Annotated in this window: 16 protein-coding genes; 14 read left to right on the top strand and 2 right to left on the bottom strand. The window is 68.0% G+C overall.

The window, feature by feature from the left end:
• Positions 1-365: 365 nt before the first annotated feature.
• The 12 genes from ACOBQB_RS06590 to ACOBQB_RS06535 all read left to right on the top strand — a co-directional run bounded on the left by ACOBQB_RS06590 (position 366) and on the right by ACOBQB_RS06535 (position 13,119).
• A complete protein-coding gene (locus ACOBQB_RS06590) occupies positions 366-1,622 on the top strand; it encodes a condensation domain-containing protein (RefSeq protein WP_423589520.1) in 1,257 nt (418 codons plus the stop codon).
• Positions 1,623-1,701: 79 nt separating this feature from the next.
• The gene (locus ACOBQB_RS06585) at positions 1,702-3,993 is read left to right on the top strand and encodes an ATP-grasp domain-containing protein (protein WP_423589519.1); all 2,292 of its coding nucleotides are present in this window, start codon (positions 1,702-1,704) and stop codon (positions 3,991-3,993) included.
• Complete coding sequence (locus ACOBQB_RS06580; RefSeq protein WP_423589518.1) at positions 3,936-4,172, top strand: hypothetical protein; 237 nt, start codon at positions 3,936-3,938, stop codon at positions 4,170-4,172. The genes ACOBQB_RS06585 and ACOBQB_RS06580 overlap by 58 nt, the downstream gene beginning before the upstream one ends.
• A gap of 11 nt (positions 4,173-4,183) precedes the next feature.
• Positions 4,184-5,461 carry an MFS transporter gene (locus ACOBQB_RS06575; RefSeq protein ID WP_423589516.1) on the top strand — a complete coding sequence of 426 codons (1,278 nt, stop codon included), beginning with the start codon at positions 4,184-4,186 and terminating at the stop codon, positions 5,459-5,461.
• Positions 5,462-5,502: 41 nt separating this feature from the next.
• Positions 5,503-5,844: a hypothetical protein gene (locus ACOBQB_RS06570; RefSeq protein ID WP_423589514.1), complete on the top strand. Its 342-nt coding sequence runs from the start codon at positions 5,503-5,505 to the stop codon at positions 5,842-5,844.
• 30 nt (positions 5,845-5,874) lie between these two features.
• Positions 5,875-6,573, top strand: coding sequence for an SDR family NAD(P)-dependent oxidoreductase (locus tag ACOBQB_RS06565; protein ID WP_423589512.1), 699 nt, complete (start codon positions 5,875-5,877; stop codon positions 6,571-6,573).
• Entirely contained in the window at positions 6,574-7,935 is a 1,362-nt protein-coding gene (locus tag ACOBQB_RS06560) for an ANL family adenylate-forming protein (RefSeq protein ID WP_423589510.1), read from the top strand.
• Entirely contained in the window at positions 7,932-8,567 is a 636-nt protein-coding gene (locus ACOBQB_RS06555; RefSeq protein WP_423589508.1) for a hypothetical protein, read from the top strand. The genes ACOBQB_RS06560 and ACOBQB_RS06555 overlap by 4 nt, the downstream gene beginning before the upstream one ends.
• 72 nt (positions 8,568-8,639) lie before the next feature.
• A complete protein-coding gene (cmlS, locus tag ACOBQB_RS06550) occupies positions 8,640-10,355 on the top strand; it encodes a chloramphenicol-biosynthetic FADH2-dependent halogenase CmlS (protein WP_423589506.1) in 1,716 nt (571 codons plus the stop codon).
• A 2-nt stretch (positions 10,356-10,357) separates the two neighbouring features.
• On the top strand, positions 10,358-10,906 hold the full coding sequence (locus ACOBQB_RS06545; RefSeq protein ID WP_423589505.1) for an RBBP9/YdeN family alpha/beta hydrolase: 549 nt from the start codon (positions 10,358-10,360) through the stop codon (positions 10,904-10,906).
• A gap of 195 nt (positions 10,907-11,101) precedes the next feature.
• Complete coding sequence (locus ACOBQB_RS06540) at positions 11,102-12,406, top strand: cation:proton antiporter (protein ID WP_423589504.1); 1,305 nt, start codon at positions 11,102-11,104, stop codon at positions 12,404-12,406.
• Positions 12,403-13,119 (top strand): 4'-phosphopantetheinyl transferase family protein, encoded by a 717-nt coding sequence (locus tag ACOBQB_RS06535; protein ID WP_423589503.1) that lies wholly within the window; start codon positions 12,403-12,405, stop codon positions 13,117-13,119. The genes ACOBQB_RS06540 and ACOBQB_RS06535 overlap by 4 nt, the downstream gene beginning before the upstream one ends.
• A gap of 125 nt (positions 13,120-13,244) precedes the next feature.
• Here ACOBQB_RS06535 and ACOBQB_RS06530 read toward each other — a convergent pair whose 3' ends face one another.
• Together ACOBQB_RS06530 and ACOBQB_RS06525 are read right to left on the bottom strand one after the other, a co-directional pair.
• Positions 13,245-13,727 (bottom strand): DUF456 domain-containing protein, encoded by a 483-nt coding sequence (locus ACOBQB_RS06530; RefSeq protein ID WP_423589502.1) that lies wholly within the window; start codon positions 13,725-13,727, stop codon positions 13,245-13,247.
• Between the two features lie 41 nt (positions 13,728-13,768).
• On the bottom strand, positions 13,769-14,773 hold the full coding sequence (locus ACOBQB_RS06525; RefSeq protein WP_423589500.1) for a helix-turn-helix domain-containing protein: 1,005 nt from the start codon (positions 14,771-14,773) through the stop codon (positions 13,769-13,771).
• Positions 14,774-15,995: 1,222 nt separating this feature from the next.
• Between ACOBQB_RS06525 and ACOBQB_RS06520 the strand changes: the two genes are divergently transcribed.
• Both ACOBQB_RS06520 and ACOBQB_RS06515 read left to right on the top strand, forming a co-directional pair.
• Entirely contained in the window at positions 15,996-17,009 is a 1,014-nt protein-coding gene (locus ACOBQB_RS06520; protein ID WP_423589498.1) for a protein phosphatase 2C domain-containing protein, read from the top strand.
• A 97-nt stretch (positions 17,010-17,106) separates the two neighbouring features.
• Entirely contained in the window at positions 17,107-18,849 is a 1,743-nt protein-coding gene (locus tag ACOBQB_RS06515) for a pyruvate dehydrogenase (RefSeq protein ID WP_423589497.1), read from the top strand.
• The last annotated feature ends 3 nt before the right edge of the window (positions 18,850-18,852 follow it).

Here is an 18,852-nt window from a genome sequence, read left to right as displayed (position 1 = left end):
TGAACAATGCGAAAGGGCGGCGTTATCGACCCTCTCGGGGAGTTGTCTCGGTAAGTGGGCCACCTCTTGACCGTGCGTCACCGATGCATCTAGGTTCAAGCCCGTGCCAACGGCATATGCCAAGTTGGCTCTCTTTGACGCCGCCCAGCCGTGCAATGAAGCCGGCCCGGAGCGGCTCCTGGCGTCTGCACCCCCTTCATCAGGGTTCCGATCATTGGCGATCGTGTGTCGGCGCCGGCTCTGCGAATACAGCTAGTTCACTCTTAGCGATGCCTTGAGGCTGGGCTTACTCTGACGTGCGCCCATGTGCCAACGCCGCCACTTCGGATCTCAGGTATCTATTCAGATCTTGAGGTTCGCACGTCATGCAACAGGCCATACTCAACCGGGGCCCCGCCACGTTCGGGCAGCTTTCCTTGTGGCGGTCCATTCAGAACATTCCGTCCGTTGCCTGCAACCTTCCACAAGTGTGGGCTCTGCCCTCCGGGGCGACCAAGGAATCCGTGGAGCGGGCGCTTGAGGTTCTCGAAGAGCGCCACGCGTCGTTGCGGACCCGATTCGAGGACAGTGTCGAGCACGGTCTGACCCAAGTCGTCTGGACACCCGCACCGGCAGGTCTCGATGTGACGGAGGGCGAACCGGCCGCTGTCGCCGAAGACTTGGCCGCTGTTCCGTTCGACCTGGCCGCGGACCGCCCTTGGAGAGCGCGGATCGTCACGGCGCAGGGGGCCGCGGCCTGGCTGGTGATCTGCTTCCATCACATTGCCGTCGACGCATGGGCCATCAACCAACTGTCCGAGGAGTTCTCGGCTCTCCTGGCAGGACGGCAACTTCCCGCCTCGGCACCCAACTGCCTCGATCTCGCCGCCGATCAATGGTCCGACACCCGGCAAGGCCGGCGTCGGTCCGCCCGCAAGCACTGGCAAGAGATCCTGCGGTCAGCGCCGCCGATGGCCCGCGACAGGGCTCCTGAGGCAGTGAGCAGCCGCTGGGCCCGCCATGGTTCATCCGCTGGCGCGCAGGCAGCGCGGCGGATCGCGGACCGTCTCAACGTCTCGGCCCCCTCCGTGCTCATCGCCGCTTTCTGCGCTTCACTGGCGCGGCAGACAGGCGAAGAGCAAGTCCTCGTCGCCGTCTACACCAACAACCGCAGCGACCCCCGCTGGGAGTCACTGGTCGCCGCGCAGAACCAGATCGTCCCCCTGTTGGTGACCGTCGATCCGGCGGAGGAGTTCGACGCCTTCGTCACCAAGGTCCACTGGGAGCTCGTCCGCTCCTACAAGCACGGCGCGTACAACGTGGACGACATGCTCGAAGTAGGACGTGCGAACGGCTACGCGGGAACTGTCAACGGAGCGTTCGAAGGATCGGTCAGCGGGTTCTTCCGCTACTTCTTCAACTACCTCGGTGAGTACCAGGCGGGGCAGACCACACCGCCACTGGACATGGAGACGGGCACAGGCGGCCGGAACATCGGAGCCCCGCTGTACCTACAGGTCCAGGACGGTGACGTACTGACCTGCACCTTGCGCGAGAACTCATCCGCCACAGGGTTCGACACGGTCACAGGGATACTGCACGGCTTCGAGGACGTCCTTGTGGCGTCCGGCGCATCTCGCTGAACACCGACTCTCCCTGTCGTCCTTCCCCTTGGGGCCGCCGAACGGCCCGCCCCGCAGACCCGTTCCCTAGGGAGGGAAAGTGCCAGACCACCTCATCGTCCTCCATCGCTGGACCGACGAATACGCGGACTACGGCTCCTACATCGACCACCGCGTCCACCGAGTCACCTACGTCGCCACGCCCCGCTCCACTGCCTCGCTGCCCGAGCAGGCGGCGGCAGTGAAGACCGTGAGCAGCACCGAGGACGGAAAGCAGGTACGAGCCGCCGTCCGGACTCTGGTCGAGGAGTTCGGTCACCCGAGTCGCATCATCGCCCTGCACGAGGTCGACTTGGACATGGCCGCCGAGCTCCGCGAGGAGCTGGGCGTTCCCGGTGAGCAGCTCGCGGCGCTGGCGCCCTTCAGGGACAAACTCGCCATGGCCCGGAAGCTGGCCGCAGCCGGTGTTCCCCTCCCGGCCACCGAGCCGGCACCGGACCACGCGGCTCTCAGGAAGTTCGGCGCGGCGCACGGCTGGCCGATCCTGGTCAAGCCGGTGCGGGGCACAGCCAGTGCAGGTGTCGTACGCCTGGATTCCGCAGCCGATGTGGCCGGGTACACGTTTCCCTCGGACGAGGCGATGCTGGTCCAGCCCTATCTGCCCCATGACATCGTGCATGTCGACGGGGTCGCGACCGCGGACGGCCTGGGCGCCTGGCGGGCCTCGCGCTACCTCAATACCTGTCTTGCCTTCACCGAAGGATCGTCGCTGGGCTCCGTCGAGTTGGACGACCCCCAACTCCTGGCGCACATCGAAGCGTTCACCCAGCGAGTCACGCGCGCCATGTCGGCGGAGCCGTGGGTGTTCCACCTTGAGCTGTTCCTCTCGGGTTCGTCCGAGGCGCCACAGCTGCACGTGCTTGAGGTCGGGGCTCGTCCCGGCGGGGCGGAGATCCCCTTCCTGTGGCGCGAGGTGCACGGAGTCGACCTCATGCACGTCGCCTTCGCCCTCCAGGCCGGCGCGCCCGTGCCCGACTTCGCTCAGCGCGCCGTAAGCGACCAGCCGGGTGAGTGCGCCGGTTGGCTCTTGGTGCCCACCCCGGCTGCGCGTCCGTGCCGTGTCACGGCAGCCGAGAAGCAGTGGGACGCCGAGCAGGGGCCGTACGCGGAACGCATTCCCGCCAAGGGCCAGACGCTCAGCGCCGTGCCCGGCTACGAGCACTCCGGAGCCCGTTTCCGCTTCAGGGCCGCAAGCTCCGCGGAGGTGCAGCGGGCCGTGGAGCGCACGGTCCTCGGTTTCGACTACCGGTGTACTCCCCTTGACGACACCGCTCCCGATCTGCTGGTCGTCATCGGCAGCGGCGGCCACGCCTACCGTGAATACGCCTTCGCCTCCGCGTCGAGGAGGACGGACCTCGCCCTCGTCACCCCGACGGCGCCCAGCTGGCAAGAGCCCTATGTCTCCGCTCATCGGCACGTCACGGACACCGCTCCCGACACGCTGGTGCGGGCCGTCTCCGACCTCGCCCTCACCACCCGCGGGCGGGTCGGGATCCTCACCTGGGACGAGGCGCTCCTGGAGGCGACCGCGGAAGCTGCCCACGGCCTGGGCCTGAACCACATGTCTCCCGCAGCCGTACGCAACTGCCGCGACAAACTGGCCACCCGTCAGCTGCTGCGAGCCGCGGGACTGCCCGCCGTCAGGTTCGCCCACGTCCACGGGCTCGGTGAGGCCCTGAAGGCAGCGGACTCGATCGGCTACCCCGTGGTGGTCAAACCACGTTCTCTGGCCGGCAGTGTCGGCGTGGTCATCGCACACAACGCCGAGGAGCTGCGTACCCAGTTCCGGGTCTCCGCCGAAGCGAGCTTCCCCGGCATCGACTCGCTCGACGGCCTGGTGCTTGAGGAGTTCCTCGACGGCCCGGAGATCAGCGTCGACTCCGTCGTTCGGGGCTCGGACGTTCAGGTTCTCAACGTGGCGCACAAGCGTCTCGGGTTCGCGCCGTATTTCGAAGAGGTGGGCCACTTGGTCGCCCCGTGGCGACACGAGCCCTGGGCGGACGATCTCACGCACCTGGTGCATGAGGCGCACCGACTGCTGGGTATCAGCACCGGAGTCACGCACGCCGAAGTGCGGCTGACTGCCGCCGGCCCCGCCTGGTGGAACTCAACGGCCGCCTCGGCGGTGACTTCATCCCTCTTCTCGGCCGACTGGCCACAGGAGTCGACCTCACCGCGGCAGCCGCAACTCTCGCACTTGGCGACGAACCCGACGTTCGGCAGCAGCGTGACATCTGTGCCGAGGTCCGGTTCGTCTACCCGCCCCAGGACTCCATGGTCCGTTCGCTCGATGTCCGCGCCGCGGCAGCCGTACCCGGCGTCGCCGAGGTAGTGCGCTTGGCCGAGCCCGGAACGGAGCTGCGGCTTCCCCCGCGCGGGGTCGTTCCACGGCTGGCCGCACTCCTGGTCACGGGGGAGACCCCGCAGGACTGCCAGAACGTGCTGGACCGCGCGGCACAGCTGGTCGCGGCAGAAGTCGACCCGCTCGACCAGACCGGAAGTGCTTCATGATCGGAACAGCGTTGCGGCGCCTGTTCAGCAACTATGCGTTGCCGAACCGGAGCGCCCGCATCATCGCCATCGGCGTCGTGGTCTACGCGACGAGCAGCGGCCTCTACCTGGCCGGAAGTACCGTCTACTTCGTCAAGGGCGTAGGCCTGAGCGTGGCTCAGATCGGTACCGGGCTCACGATCGCGGGCCTGGTGGGCTTTCTGACCACGGTGCCGGTCAGCATGCTGGCCAACCGCTGGGGCCCTCTGAGGCTGCTCCGCCTTCTCCAGACCTGGCGGGCCGTGTGGTTCGCCGCACTGGCGTTCGCACAGGACGCCGTGACCTTCACGCTCTTCGCGTCGCTCTTCATGATCTCGCAGGGACCGGTCTTCCCGATGGTCCAGATCCTGATCAACGCGGCCGCCGGGGAGGCCGACCGCACGCGCACCCTCGGGGTCATCAGCTCTGTCATCAACGTCGGCATGTCGCTGGGGGCATTGGCCGCCGCGCCCTTCCTCTCACTGGGAGGCACCCGAGCACTGCAGGCGGTTCTGCTGACGGGCGCGGCCTGCTGCCTGCTCGCAGCCGGCCTGTTCGGCTTCCTCAAGGTCGACGTGCCCGAAGCCGAGCACAAGCCGTCCCGCTGGTACAGCGGTATCGCGGCGGTGGCCCGCGACCGCCGCTACCTGGGACTGACCGTCACCAACGGCGTGCTGTTCCTGCACACCGTCCTGCTGAGCATCGGCATGCCCCTGTGGATCGTCCAGTCGACAGACGCACCAGCGGGCCTGTTGAGTGTCCTGTTCACCGTGAACACGGTGCTGGCGATCGCCTTCCAGGTGTACTTCGCAAAGAATGTGAAGAGTTCCCGCGACGGCACAAGGGCACTGCGTCGGGCCGGGCTCGCGCTCGCGGCATACAACCTGCTGCTCATCGTCACCCTGCAATCCGTGGGGTGGGTGACCGTCGCTGTGCTCCTGGCTGCCACAGCTGTGCTCACCTGCGGCGAACTGCTGCAGGGGGCCGGTGGTTGGGAGCTGTCCTACCGCCACGCCCCGGAAGCCCAACGCACCGAGTACCTCTCCGTGTTCAGCCTGGGCACCGCCATCGCGAACATCGTGGGCCCGGCTCTCCTCGCCCTGCTGCTCAGCCGGGAGACCACGGGGCTGGTCGCCCTTGCCGTCCTCTTCGCAGGCGCGGCCGCGGCGGTGACCGCGATCGGTGCTCGGCTGGCCCGTACGGAACTCGCGCCCCACACGCTGCCGACTGACACCGGCTCCGGGCCGGCAGTCACTGCCGACGCTCACTGAATCACCCCCACCCATACCGGCTCTTACAGAGAGGTACTGCCATGCAGGAACAACTGCTCACTGTGCTCGGCAACGTCATCGAGGAGCTCAACGAGCGACGAGACGAGAAAATCCCCACCGAGAACCTGCTGGATGTCAGCTTCTACGGAGACGCAGCCGTGTTCGACTCCATGCACCTCGTGAACTTCCTCGTCCTTGTCGAAGAAGGGTTGGAGGACGAGTTCGACGTGGAGATCTCGCTCACCTCCGAGAAGGCGGTCTCCCGTCGCGTGAGCCCGTTCAGCAGCGGCCGCCGCCTCATCGCGTTCATCGAGGAAGAGATCGCGCTGGCACGGGGCGAGGAGCAGAACGCCGGCGGCGCGCTTGTGGGGCAAGGTGCCTGAGCGCGGCGGGTTCATTGCTGCGCGCTCGTCATGAACATATTGATCACAGGCACCCGTACGGGAATCGGCAAGGCGCTGGCGCAGCACTTCCTCGCACGCGGCCACTCAGTGGTGGGCTGTAGCAGGAGACCCGCGACCATCGATCACCCGCAGTACACGCACCATGAGGTGGACCTCACCGACGCCAAGGCGATCAAGTCCATGTGCCGCGCGATCCGCGCGACCCATGGAAGCCTGGACGCGGTGATCAACAACGCCGGTGTGGCCACCATGAATCACTTCATGATGACGCCGGACGACACGGCACGCCGCATCTTCGACGTCAACTTCTTCGCTGTTCTCAACTGCTGTAGGGAGACGGCGAAGCTGCTGCAGAAGAGCAAGTCATCCTCTCCAGCGATCTTGAATGTCTCAACGATCGCCGTGCCGTGGGCTCTGGAGGGACAGCTGGTCTACTCCGCGAGCAAAGCAGCGGTGGAACAGCTGACACGAGTCATGAGTAAGGAGTTGGCGGACTTCAATATTCGGGTCAATGGGATCGGCCTGCCGCCCGTACACACCGTTCTCACCCGGACGGTGCCCACAGAGAAGATCGACGCACTGCTGAAGCGGCAGACGTTCACGCGCATGTGCACGGTCGACGACATCGTCGGACCCGTGGAGTTCCTCGTTTCTCAGGAATCCGGGTTCGTCACCGGAGAGACGCTATTCCTGGGCGGAGTCCACTGAATGAGAAATGAACTGCTCGAACGATTCGATGAGCTCGGCAACAGAACCGCCGTGATCCATGGCGAGACCTCGTACAGCTATGCGGACCTGGCTGACCGGGTCAGGGAGCTGGGCAAGGAGCTGGAGGCGCAGCAGGTACGACCGCACGACGCGGTCGTGCTCAACGGTGACTTCACCTTCACCTCCATAGCTGCCCTCTTCGCCCTCTACCTGAATCGCAACATCATTGTCCCCGTCGTCTCTTTGACCGAGGCGACGCTCGCCACGGTCAGCGACTCCTGTGCACCCCAGTACGTGCTCAAGAGCGCTGACAAGGTGACCATCGAGAAGTTGGACGGCACGGCTGAGGCTTCGGACGCCTACGCCGGTCTCGTGAGCGAGGGAGCGTCCGGACTGGTCCTGCTCAGCAGCGGCAGCACCGGAGCGCCGAAGGCGATCCTGCACAACTTCGACTCCCTGGTGGGGGAGAAGTTGGGCAAGAAGGCCCGTGTGGGCGGCAAGCCCTCAAAGGTCTTGATGTTCCTGCTGTTCGACCACATCGGCGGGATCAACTCCCTGCTCGGCGTCCTCCGCCTGGGTGGCACGGCGGTGCTGCCCCGCCGCCGTACCCCGGAAGAGATCTGCGCCTTGATCGAAGAGCACCGCATCAGGCTGCTTCCCACCAGCCCGACCTTCCTCAACCTGATCCTCATCGCCGGCTTCCACGAGCAGCATGACCTCAGCTGTCTACGCCTGATCACGTACGGCACGGAGCCCATGCCGGAGGAGCTCCTCAAGAGGGTCAACGCGGCATTTCCCCGAGCACGCCTCCTGCAGACCTTCGGTACGAGCGAGACCGGTATTTCGACGACCACCAGCGAGTCGTCGAAGAGCACCTTCTTCAAGATCGAGGATGGGAACGTCCAGTACCGGGTCGTCGACGGGGAACTTCAGCTGAAGAGCACGACGCAGTTCCTCGGATACTTGAACTACCCGAGCGACTCCCTCACCGAGGACGGGTGGTTCCGTACCGGGGACCTCGTCGAGGAGAACGGCGACGGCTACCTGAAGATCAAGGGGCGCGCCAAGGAGATCATCAACGTCGGCGGAGAGAAGGTGCTTCCGCTGGAGCTTGAATCCTTGCTCATGGCAAGCCCGTTGATCGCCGACTGCACCGTCTACGGCAAACCCAACGCCATTACAGGACAGTCGGTCTGCGCAGACATCGTTCCCGACGGAGAGATGACTCGTGCTCAGCTCCGCAGGCATGTGACGGATTTCCTCACCGATAAGGTCGACCCGTTCAAGATTCCGACGAAGGTCAACCTGGTGGACGCCGCCAACGTATCGGAACGGTTCAAGAAGAAGCGGATCTCGGTATGACCGAGATCACTGTGATCGGAGCAGGGAAGTTCGCTGCCGAGATCTCCCGATATGTGGAAGACGCCACCACGGAAAGGGACGAGGTCCGGATCGGGCAGTACCTGCGGATCGCAGACGAACCGGTGCACGTCCCGACGGAACGCTGCGCCCCGCTCGACGACTTCGTGCCGAAGGCGGGCGCGCGAGTGGTGCTTGCGGTGTCGGACATGACGCAGCGACGCAGGCTCATCGATGGATACATCGATAAGTACGGCCTTGTCGCAGAGAACATCATCCACCCGACCGCCAGAGTGGACCCTGCGCAGCTCACCGGCCCGGGAAACATCATCGGTCCCGAGTGCTATGTGGGCGTCAATGCCGGCTTGGGTGCGTTCAACGTGCTCAACTACCACTGCACCGTGGGGAATCATTCACGCTTCGGCTCGAACAACTTCATCTCTCCGAACTTTCACTGCGGCAACAGTGTTACGGCAGGAGACGACAATTTCTTCGGCCTGTCGTGCACGGTCACGCCCGAAATATCGATCGGCAGCTTCAGCAAGTTCCAGGCAGGGTTGACCCTGTTCGAGAACGCTGCCAGTCGAAAGAGCTACTTCGCGCCACCGCGCCTGAAGGTCCTCGGCGCGGATTAGGCCGCCGTACCCCTCTCCACCCTTCACTGCCATAGCACCGAATCTCTTGGTATCACGGAACAGGAAGAAAGCATGAAGAAGGCAAAGATCTCCATCATCGGGGCCGGCCCCGGTGGATGCGTCGCGGCGCTGACGCTGCAGAAGCTGGGCCACGAGGTGGAGGTGTTCGAGAAGGGACAGTTCCCCCGCTACCGGGTGGGCGAGTCCTTCCTGCCCGGCACCCTGTCCATTCTCAATCGCCTCGGGCTCCAGGACAGGATCGATGCGCAGAACTATGTGAAGAAGCCCTCGGCGACCTTCCTTTGGGGGCAGGACCAGGCCCCGTGGACCTTCTCGTTCGCCACGGCCAAGACGGCCCCCTGGGTCTTCGGACACGCCATCCAGGTCAAGCGCGAGGAGTTCGACCAGCTGCTCCTGGATGAGGTGAAGGAGCGCGGGGTCGCCGTCCACGAGAACACTCCCGTGACCAACGTCGACATCTCCTCCGACAAGACGGTCACCCTGACCGTCCGGGAAGGCGAGACGACCCGCACGGTCGAGAGCGACTTCGTGATCGACGCCGGCGGCTCCGGCAGCCCGCTGGCCCGACAGCTCAAGGTCCGGCGCTACGACGAGTTCTACAAGAACTTCGCCGTCTGGTCCTACTTCAACCTCAAGGACCCCTTCGAGGGCGACCTCCACGGGACGACGTACTCGATCACCTTCGAGGACGGCTGGGTGTGGATGATCCCGGTGAAGGACGACCTCTACAGCGTCGGCCTGGTGGTCGACCGGTCGAAGGCTGCTGAAGTCAAGGAGCTGGGGCCGGAGCGCTTCTACGAGCAGACCCTGGCCAAGGCCAAGCGGGTCACCGACCTCCTCGGCGACGCCGAGAGGACCGACGAGGTGCGCATCGTCCACGACTGGTCGTACGAATCCGATCACTTCTCGGACGGCCGCTACTTCCTCGTCGGTGACGCCGCCTGCTTCACCGACCCGCTCTTCTCGCAGGGCGTGCACCTCGCCACCCAGTCCGCGGTGTCAGCGGCCTCCGCCATCGACCGGATCGCGCAGGACGAGTCAGAGCTCGGCGCCGTCCACGAGTGGTACAACCGCAGCTACCGCGAGACCTACGAGCAGTACCACGAGTTCCTCGCTTCCTTCTACACGTTCGCCTCGTTCACGGAGCCCGAGTCCGAGTTCTGGCTCAAGCGCCGGATCACCGAGTCCGATGACGCGCGCCTGAGCCGCAAGAAGTGGTTCGACCGGCTCGTCGAGGACGACGCGCAGAACCCCACCGCGTCGGTCGCGGACTTCCGCGACCGCGCCTCCACCATGATCGCTATCGGCCGCCACCAGCGGCAGGAGCTCAGCGACGAATTCTCCGAGGAGGAGCTCAACGCGGCTCGCGTGCGTTGGATCGGCGGCCTGACCAAGCAGCTCAACCGCATCACCCGCCTGGCCTGGACCGGTGATGAGGTACTGCTCAAGCCGTACTACAAGGTCGAGCCCCTCTCCTTCCACCTTGAGCAGAAGCAGGTCCTGGCCAACGAAAGCGGCCGCGACATGATCAAGTTCCCGCTTGAGGAAGAGCACCGCGAGATCTTCCAGAAGCTCACCAAGGAGGACGTCGGCTACAAGGAGCTCATCAAGCAGCTCAACAGCACCGGGAAGCAGGAGGTGAGCTCGCAGATCGTCATCCGCTTGATGGAAGCGGGCCTGCTGACGGGATACGACAAGCACGGTGAGCGCGTCGTGGTCCAGGACCGCCTGCGGTTCGACGGTGTCGGCGTCGAATACGAGGTGTGACCATGGCCTCTCTCACGCATGTCTTCCTGGCCGGCATCGACAACTCCGGCCCCCGGCACTGGCAGTCGCAGTGGTCGAAGCGGCTGTCGCCCTCGGTGTGGGTCGAGCACTCCTCCTGGGACGAGCCTGTTCGGGACAGGTGGGTCGCGGAACTCGACAGCAGCCTGCGCTCCATTCAGGGACCCAAGCTCGTCATCGCACACAGCCTCGGCTGCACACTGCTCGCCGAGTGGGCGGCGGAGCACCAGGACCCGGATGTCGTCGGCGCTTTCCTGGTCGCGGTTCCTGACGTCAACGGTGCGAACTTCCCTCGTCAGGCGACGGGTTTCGACTCCGCCCGGCACGGGCGACTGCCGTTCCCGTCAGTCGTCGTCGCCAGTGAGACCGACCCGTACGCGTCTGTGCGCAGTGCCACGGCCAACGCTGAGCTGTTCAGCTCCTCGCTGATCAACGTAGGCGACAAGGGCCACATCAACGAGGGCTCGGACCTCGGTGACTGGCAGGAGGGCTGGACCCACCTCCACTCCCGCTTCCCCCCGGCGGCACGCTGACCCGCGCCTCTTATGCCATGGGGTGCTCCGCGACCCGTTGCGGAGCACCCCATGGCAGACCTCATCCGGCTCGTCCACTCGCCGGGCGAGTGCGTCGTCACGACCCCACACTCACGACTTGGAGAACGAGTGTCCGGCCCTGAATCAATTGCCGTCACGGCCGTCGGCGGTATAGCCCTCACGTTCGCTGCGGGGATGCTCTTCACCTTGCTGGCCCGCCGCGTCGGCCAGCCCGCCGTAGTCGGCGAGATAGCGGCCGGCATCTGCCTGGGGCCGAGTGTGCTCGGTCTCTTCCCCGGCGACCTGCCGAACATCTTCTTCCCCTCCGAGGTACGCACGTCCCTGGGTGTCGTATCTCAGGTGGGTGTACTCCTGTTCATGTTCCTGATCGGCTGGGAATTCGACCGGCGGGCCATCAGAGGGCAGCTGCGCCTGGCCGGAGCGGTCGGACTCAGCTCATTGCTCATCCCCCTGCTTCTCGGGGGCGCACTCGCATGGGCGATCTACGGCTCGAACAGCAAGGTCGCAGGCCACACCATTCCCTTCGCCGAGTTCGCGCTGTTCCTAGGCGTCGCCATGTCCATCACGGCCTTCCCGGTGCTCGCGCGTATCGTGGCCGAGCGCGGCCTTCAGGGAACGCGGATCGGGACCCTGGCCCTCGGGCTCGCGGCGATGGACGATCTGCTCGCCTGGTGCATGCTCGCCGTCGTCGTCGCCATGTCCAATGCCGCCGGCGCGGCCGGTTTCCTCGGCGTCATCGGATGGTCCCTGCTGTACGTCGTCGTCATGCTCCGGCTGGTGCGTCCCCTCCTCGCAGGAGTGTGCGCCCGCATGCGGCCCCAACACTTTCCGTACGCCGCGCCGATGCTCGCCGCTGGGGCGTTCGTCTCCGCCGTCACCACGTCGCACATCGGCATCCACGCCATTTTCGGGGCGTTCATGTTCGGACTGGTGACGCCTCGTCCCACGGCCGACAGTCTCCTGCACCAAGCGGCCCACGTGCCGTTGGAGAACGTGAGCAAGATGCTCCTGCCGATCTTCTTCGTCGTGACCGGCCTCTCCGTGGACCTCACGTCACTCACCGGGGCGGGGCTCCTGCAAGCCGCGGCCATCACCGGTGTGGCCTGCCTCGGCAAGCTGGGAAGCGTCGCCTGCTCTGCTCGCCTCTCCGGCATGAGCTGGAGGGACGCGACCGCCCTGGGTGCGCTCATGAACACCCGCGGTCTGACCGAACTGGTGCTTTTGAACGTCGGGTTGAGCATGGGGCTGCTGACGGTCCAACTCTTCTCCTCGATGGTGTTGATGGCTCTCGTCACAACAGCGCTCACGACGCCTCTGCTCAACGCACTCTCGCGCAAGGACAAGGACAAGGACAAGGACAAGGACAAGGACGAGGACAAGGACGAGGACGAGGACGAGGACAAGGACAAGGACAAGGACGAGGACAGGGACCGGGCCCCCACGACGTCCACCTCCGTGCCGGAGCCGCAGACCGCATGAGGACCTTGTCCGCCCTGTTGGAAGGAACGCTCGACGGGGTCGCTGTCGTGGAAACCTTCAGCGACCGCGCGGTGCGCCTCTTCCCGGAGGAGGCAGCCCGGATGGTCGGAGCGCCTGACGCACGCCGCCGCGAGTACGCAACCGTGCGCTGGTGTGCCCGCACCGCCCTTCGCCGGCTGGGCGGACCCGAAGCCCCTCTGGTCCCGGCCAACGGTGGGGCCCCGAGCTGGCCGGAGGGGTTCGTCGGCAGCATGACTCACTGCGACGGCTACCGTGCGGCAGCGGTGGCGTCCGCTCGGGTGTTCGTGGGCCTGGGCATCGACGCTGAGCCGCATGGCCCCTTGCCGCCACGGGTTCTCTCACGGATATGCAGCGAGCCGGAACGCCGCGACCTCGACCGGCTGACCTCAACACACCCCGACACGGCTTGGGACCGGCTGCTGTTCAGCGCCAAGGAAAGCGTCTACAAGGCGTGGTTCCCGCTGACCGGCCAATGGCTCGATTTCCTCCACTGTGTGATCAGTCTCGACCCTCACACCCGGACCTTTACCGCAGCCCTCGCGCCGAAGAGCACCAACCTCCCGAGTCACCGCACTCCGCGTGTCCTGCGAGGCCGCTGGCAGCGCACAGAGGACTACCTGGCAACCGCGGTACTGATGCCCTCCGCTTCCGCTGCCTCCGTGACAAGGGATTTCTGCGGGGTCACCGAATAACCACGAGGCACGCGCTCGAATCGCGCCGGGCAGGAGAACCGGCCTGGCTTCGCACGCGTCGCGGCGGGTCTCACGGCGATTCGGCCCGCAGGCCCCTGCGGGCCGGGGGCCGTGTGCCGCTCCCATCAGCCCCAGAACACCGCCCCGAGCCACGCCCCCAGGATCAGCAGACACGCGAACAACTCCGTCAGTACGCTCGTCCCGCCCATCCGCATGGCCGTCCGCGTCGCCGCCACCGCCTCGCCGTGGCCGCCGAGCCGCAGCCGCTCCCCGGTATAGATCCCGCCGACGAAACCTGGGATCGCGCCGATCACCGGCACCACGCAGAAGCCCAGCAGTGCCCCGGCCCCGGCGAAGACGGCCATCCGCCGGGTGGCGCCGCTCTGCCGGAGCCTGCGGGGCGGCAGCTGCCAGCGCATGGCCTGGGCCGCGAGCAGGACTACGGACGCGCCGACCAGGAGACCCCAGGCGAGCCCGTTCGGATCCTGTAGCGCCCACCACAGGACGGCGGCCCACACCAGCCACGGCCCCGGCACCCCGGGCACCAGTACTCCGCACAGGCCGAGCAGCATGACCACGCCGACCAGCAGGAGTTCCCACGCTCCCATCTGCCCAGAGTGCCGCAGATCCGGCGAAAGCGCAGGTCAGATTAGCCCTGCGGCGTACGCGGGCGGCGCGCCACCCAGCCGCGCTCGTACGCGTGCCAGCCCAGCTGGAGCCGTGTCGTCACGCCGGTCAGCTCCATCAGCCGCTTCACCCGGCGCTGCACCGTGCGCAGCCCGAGGTCGAGCTGTTTGGCGACACTCGCGTCGGTCAGGCCCACGAGGAGCAGCGAGAGGATCTCCAGGTCCGTGCCGTCCGGGCCCTCGGGGGCGTCCTCGCGGACCGTGCCGCCGTCCTCGCCGAGGCGCAGCGGCAGCGCCTCCCGCCACACCGCCTCGAAGAGGGCCGTCAGCGATTCGAGCAGCCCACTGGCGTGCACGACGAGGGCGGCGGGCTCGGCGGTCCGCGAGGTGAGCGGCACCATCGCGAGCGAACCGTCGGCGATGACCAGCTTGGTCGGCACGCGGTCCACGACCCGCGCCTGCTCGTCGCGGCCGATCGCCGCCGACAGCTCGACCAGGCCGGTGGGCAGGTCGAGGACGGCGCGCTCGACCACCACGCGGTAACGGACGCCACGGCCCGCGGCCTGCTCCTCGGCGCTGTTCTCCACGCCGGTGACCGCGATGGGGCTGCCCGTCACCAGCGCGCACACCTCGTCGCTCGCCCCCAGCTGCAACTGGAGGAAGCGCTGCGAGACGGCGGCGGCCCCGGTGACCACCTCGACCAGGTCGTGGACGGTGGGCTCGGCGGCCTGCGCGCGGTACTCCTCGGCGAGCAGGGCCGCTGCCAGCTCCGCCTTCTCCAGCTCGTGCCGCTGCTGGGTGAGCAGCGCGCCGAGCGCGACGCCGGGCGGTGCGGCCACCCAGCGGCCCGCCCTGCCGGACGCCTGCGCGGCCAGGCCGTGCCGCTCCAGGCGGCGCAGCGCCCGCTCCGTCTCGGACTCCCCGAGGGCGAGCCTGCGGGCGAGGTCGGAGACGTCGACGGCGCCCACCGCCACCAGCGCCCGGTACGCCGCCTCGTGCGTCTCGTCCAGACCTATCGCTGCCAGCATGCGGCGACGCGCCTCCTCAAAGCTCCGTTCCGACGGTGCCGTGAAGCTCCGCTCCGACGGCGCCGTGGCGGGAAACAGCCACGGCGTGAACCCGCCCCGGAACATCATCCCCGTAGCGCCCACCCCCGTGACAAGGTGACGCCACCGCGGCACCAAGGGACGGCCGACGGATTGAACTCGGCGTCACGGGGCACGCGGGCTACAGGCCGGGTGCGCTCACCGAGGTGAAGTTGTCGTACCTCCTACGACGAGGGCGACACGTGGAAGGCGGCGACGACCGCCGAGCACGCCGGCACGTGGAGCGCGACCGTGGACCACGGGCGCCTCCGGTGAACAGGCGTGGCGGAAGAACCGCCTGACGGACGTTCACGGCGGCTCCGTCACTCAGACCGTGGCCCGGCGCCTGCGACGTGCGCCGGCCACACAGACGCCGCCGGGCGGTCCTCCTGTGGGGGGTGGGCCCGCCCGGCGGCCCCTTTGTCGCCAAGACGGCCAAAATTTCCGGATGCACCGTTTTCGTACGGCCTCCGCGGTGGAAAATAGGGGCATGAGCCAGCAGGGGGAGAGGCGCACCGGCCGCGACGACGACTGGTGGGGGCAGCTGTACGACGACGCCACGCAGGACACGGGCCCGACGCCCGCGCCGGACACTCTTGACGACAGGTTCGCCTCGGCGGCGGACGCGGTGAGCGAGGAACGGCCGCCCCGGGCGGGTGACCGGAAGGCCGGGGACCCTAAGCCCGCCCCTCACGGCCCAACCCCCCCACCCGCCCCGCCGATCCACCAACCGGGCACGTCCGGCCTGCCGACCCCGCGAGGTGCGTCCGACCCGCCGACCCGGCCCGGCCGACCCGTTCCGTCAGGCTCCTCCACCTCCTCCACCTCCTCCTCCACCCCACCCGAGTCGCAGCCCCCGGCGGACACCCCCGAGCCACCAGGCACCTCTGCCCCGAGCGGGCGCCCCACTCCGGACGGCTCATCCGGCCGACCCGGCCCACTCGCCCCCGGCCGGTTCACCCCACTCGCCCCGCCCAGCCCCTCCACCGCCTCCACCCGTCGCGCCCCATGGAGCCCCGCTCCGTGGGAGCCGCCCCGAGGGCCCAGCGGACCGGTGACCTTTGGAGCCGGAGCCGGAGCCGGAGCCGGAGCCGGGGCCGGAGCCGGAGCCGGAGCCGGGGCGGGGGCCGTGGCGTCGGGGTCACCCAGAGCCCCGCGGATCGCCGTGCCGGCTCCCGCCCCCGTCGGCCCCGCCCCCTTCGGGCCCGCCCCCTTCGGGCCCGGCCACGTCGGTGACGGGCCGCCCACTTACGACGCCGAGCCCACCGCCCTGCCCGCCGCCGACCCGGACGACCTCGGTGATCTCGTCGCCGACACCGTGCTCGACGGGGCGCGGTACGGAAGCTCCACCCTGCGCGCCGCCTCCGTGCGCGGCGACTCCCCCCGATACCGAGGCGAGGCGCGCCGCGACTCCCTGCTGACCGCCCGCTTCGGCGCCGGCGAGGACGCCCTGGTGCTGGTCGCCATGGCCACCGGCGCCCGTGCCGCCCCAGGCGCCCACCGCGCGGCCGCCGAAGCCTGCGCGTGGATCGGCCGGGCCGTGGGCCGCAGCCACCAGCGGCTCGCCGAGGACATCAGGGCCGCCCGGCGCGGCGACCTGAAGTCGGGCCTGCACCGCCTCACCGACCGCAGCCTCGGCAAGCTCCGGGCACGCGCCACCGACCTCGGCCTGGCCCCGCACGAGTACGCCGCCTCCCTGCGCTGCCTCCTCCTGCCCGCCGACCCCCGCTGCCGCACCCGCGTCTTCTTCGGCGTCGGGGCGGGCGGCCTCTTCCGGCTGCGCGACGGCGCGTGGCAGGACATCGAGCCCCGCGTCGCCGACGCCACCGGCGACGCCGTGGTCGGCTTCGGCTCCCCGCCCACCCGGACCCCGGAGGGCGACCACCTCACCATGGACCTCGGCATCACCACACCCCCGAGCCCCTACGAACCCGCCCCCGAGCCCCCGCCCGACCCCTTCCGTTTCCGCGCCTCCGTCGCCCGCCCGGGTGACACGCTCCTGCTCTGCAGCGGCGGCCTCGCCGACCCGCTGCGCGGCGAACCCGCGCTGGCCGAGCACCTCACGGACAGGTGGCAGAAGGGCCCCGCCCCGGGCCTCGCGGCCTTCCTCGCGGACATTCAGGTGCGGGTGAAGGGCTACGCGGACGACCGCACGGCCGCCGCCGTTTGGGAGGCATGACCGCCGCACCTGTGAATTCATGGACCCGAGGGCGTTTGAACGCGATCACAGCGAGTACCGGGTCCGAGAGTTCCAAGGATGAAGAGGTGCGTGCAGCATGGCCAAGCAGAACGTCGCCGAGCAGTTCGTCGACATCCTCGTCCGCGCGGGCGTCCAGCGCCTGTACGGAGTCGTCGGCGACAGCCTCAACCCGGTCGTGGACGCCATCCGCCGGACGAAGGGCATCGACTGGGTCCAGGTCCGGCACGAGGAGACCGCCGCCTTCGCGGCCGGCGCCGAGGCCCAGATCACCGGCAGGCTCGCCGCCTGCGCCGGTTCCTGCGGGCCGGGCAACCTCCACCTCATCAACGGCCTGTACGACGCGCACCGCTCCATGGCCCCCGTGCTCGCCCTCGCCTCGCAGATCCCCTCCAGCGAGATCGGCCTCGGCTTCTTCCAGGAGACCCACCCCGACCGGCTGTTCCAGGAGTGCAGCCACTACTGCGAACTGATCTCCAGCCCGAAGCAGATGCCGCGCCTGCTCCAGACCGCCATTCAGAACGCCGTCGGCCGGTCCGGTGTCAGCGTCGTGTCCCTGCCCGGCGACATCGCCTCCGAGCCCGCCCCCGAGAAGGCCGCCGAGACCGCCCTGGTGACGTCCCGGCCCTCCGTGCGCCCCGGCGACGCGGAGATCGAGAAGCTCGCGCAGATGATCGACGAGGCGGGCAAGGTCACTCTCTTCTGCGGCAGCGGCACGGCGGGCGCGCACGCCGAGGTGATGCAGTTCGCCGAGAAGATCAAGTCCCCGGTCGGCCACGCGCTGCGGGGCAAGGAGTTCATCCAGTACGACAATCCGTTCGACGTCGGCATGAGCGGCCTGCTCGGCTACGGCGCCGCGTATGAGGCCACGCACGAGTGCGACCTGCTGATCCTGCTCGGCACGGACTTCCCGTACAACGCCTTCCTGCCCGACGACGTCAAGATCGCCCAGGTCGACGTGCGCCCCGAGCACCTCGGCCGCCGCTCGAAGCTGGACCTCGCGGTCTGGGGCGACGTCCGCGAGACACTGCGTTGCCTCACGCCCCGCGTCTCGCCCAAGTCGAACCGCAAGTTCCTCGACAAGATGCTGAAGAAGCACGCCGACGCCCTGGAGGGTGTCGTCAAGGCGTACACCCGCAAGGTCGAGAAGCACACCCCGATCCACCCCGAGTACGTCGCCTCCGTCCTCGACGAAGTCGCCGCCGACGACGCGGTGTTCACCGTCGACACCGGTATGTGCAACGTCTGGGCGGCCCGTTACCTCACCCCCAACGGCAGGCGCCGCATCATCGGCTCCTTCAGCCACGGCTCGATGGCGAACGCCCTGCCGCAGGCGATCGGCGCGCAGTTCACCGACCGCGAGCGCCAGGTCGTCTCGATGTCGGGCGACGGCGGCTTCTCGATGCTGATGGGCGACTTCCTCACCCTCGTCCAGCACGACCTGCCGGTGAAGGTCGTCCTCTTCAACAACTCCTCCCTCGGCATGGTGGAGCTGGAGATGATGGTCGCCGGGCTGCCGAACCACGGCACGGCCAACCACAACCCCGACTTCGCCGCCGTGGCCCGCGCCGCCGGGGCGTACGGCGTCCGCGTGGAGAAGCCCAAGCAGCTCGCGGGCGCCCTGAAGGACGCCTTCGCCCACAAGGGCCCGGCCCTCGTCGACATCGTCACCGACCCCAACGCCCTCTCCATGCCGCCCAAGATCAGCTCGGACATGGTGACCGGCTTCGCGCTCTCCGCGGGAAAGATCGTGCTGGACGGCGGCGTGGGCCGGATGCTCCAGATGGCCCGCTCGAACCTGCGCAACGTGCCGAGGCCGTGAGCG

Source organism: Streptomyces sp. G5(2025) (genome assembly GCF_049542075.1).
Classification (GTDB): domain Bacteria; phylum Actinomycetota; class Actinomycetes; order Streptomycetales; family Streptomycetaceae; genus Streptomyces.
Note: the sequence above shows the minus strand (reverse complement) of the source record. Positions and strands in the feature narration are given on the sequence as shown.

What these genes read in the sequence shown, in the direction of transcription:
- ACOBQB_RS06590 (WP_423589520.1), top strand. Translation starts at nt 366, where the DNA reads ATGCAACAGGCCATACTCAACCGGGGCCCCGCCACGTTCGGGCAGCTT.
- ACOBQB_RS06580 (WP_423589518.1), top strand. Translation starts at nt 3,936, where the DNA reads ATGGTCCGTTCGCTCGATGTCCGCGCCGCGGCAGCCGTACCCGGCGTC.
- ACOBQB_RS06570 (WP_423589514.1), top strand. Translation starts at nt 5,503, where the DNA reads ATGCAGGAACAACTGCTCACTGTGCTCGGCAACGTCATCGAGGAGCTC.
- ACOBQB_RS06565 (WP_423589512.1), top strand. Translation starts at nt 5,875, where the DNA reads ATGAACATATTGATCACAGGCACCCGTACGGGAATCGGCAAGGCGCTG.
- ACOBQB_RS06560 (WP_423589510.1), top strand. Translation starts at nt 6,574, where the DNA reads ATGAGAAATGAACTGCTCGAACGATTCGATGAGCTCGGCAACAGAACC.
- ACOBQB_RS06555 (WP_423589508.1), top strand. Translation starts at nt 7,932, where the DNA reads ATGACCGAGATCACTGTGATCGGAGCAGGGAAGTTCGCTGCCGAGATC.
- cmlS (WP_423589506.1), top strand. Translation starts at nt 8,640, where the DNA reads ATGAAGAAGGCAAAGATCTCCATCATCGGGGCCGGCCCCGGTGGATGC.
- ACOBQB_RS06545 (WP_423589505.1), top strand. Translation starts at nt 10,358, where the DNA reads ATGGCCTCTCTCACGCATGTCTTCCTGGCCGGCATCGACAACTCCGGC.
- ACOBQB_RS06540 (WP_423589504.1), top strand. Translation starts at nt 11,102, where the DNA reads ATGCTCTTCACCTTGCTGGCCCGCCGCGTCGGCCAGCCCGCCGTAGTC.
- ACOBQB_RS06535 (WP_423589503.1), top strand. Translation starts at nt 12,403, where the DNA reads ATGAGGACCTTGTCCGCCCTGTTGGAAGGAACGCTCGACGGGGTCGCT.
- ACOBQB_RS06530 (WP_423589502.1), bottom strand. Translation starts at nt 13,727, where the DNA reads ATGGGAGCGTGGGAACTCCTGCTGGTCGGCGTGGTCATGCTGCTCGGC.
- ACOBQB_RS06525 (WP_423589500.1), bottom strand. Translation starts at nt 14,773, where the DNA reads ATGCTGGCAGCGATAGGTCTGGACGAGACGCACGAGGCGGCGTACCGG.
- ACOBQB_RS06515 (WP_423589497.1), top strand. Translation starts at nt 17,107, where the DNA reads ATGGCCAAGCAGAACGTCGCCGAGCAGTTCGTCGACATCCTCGTCCGC.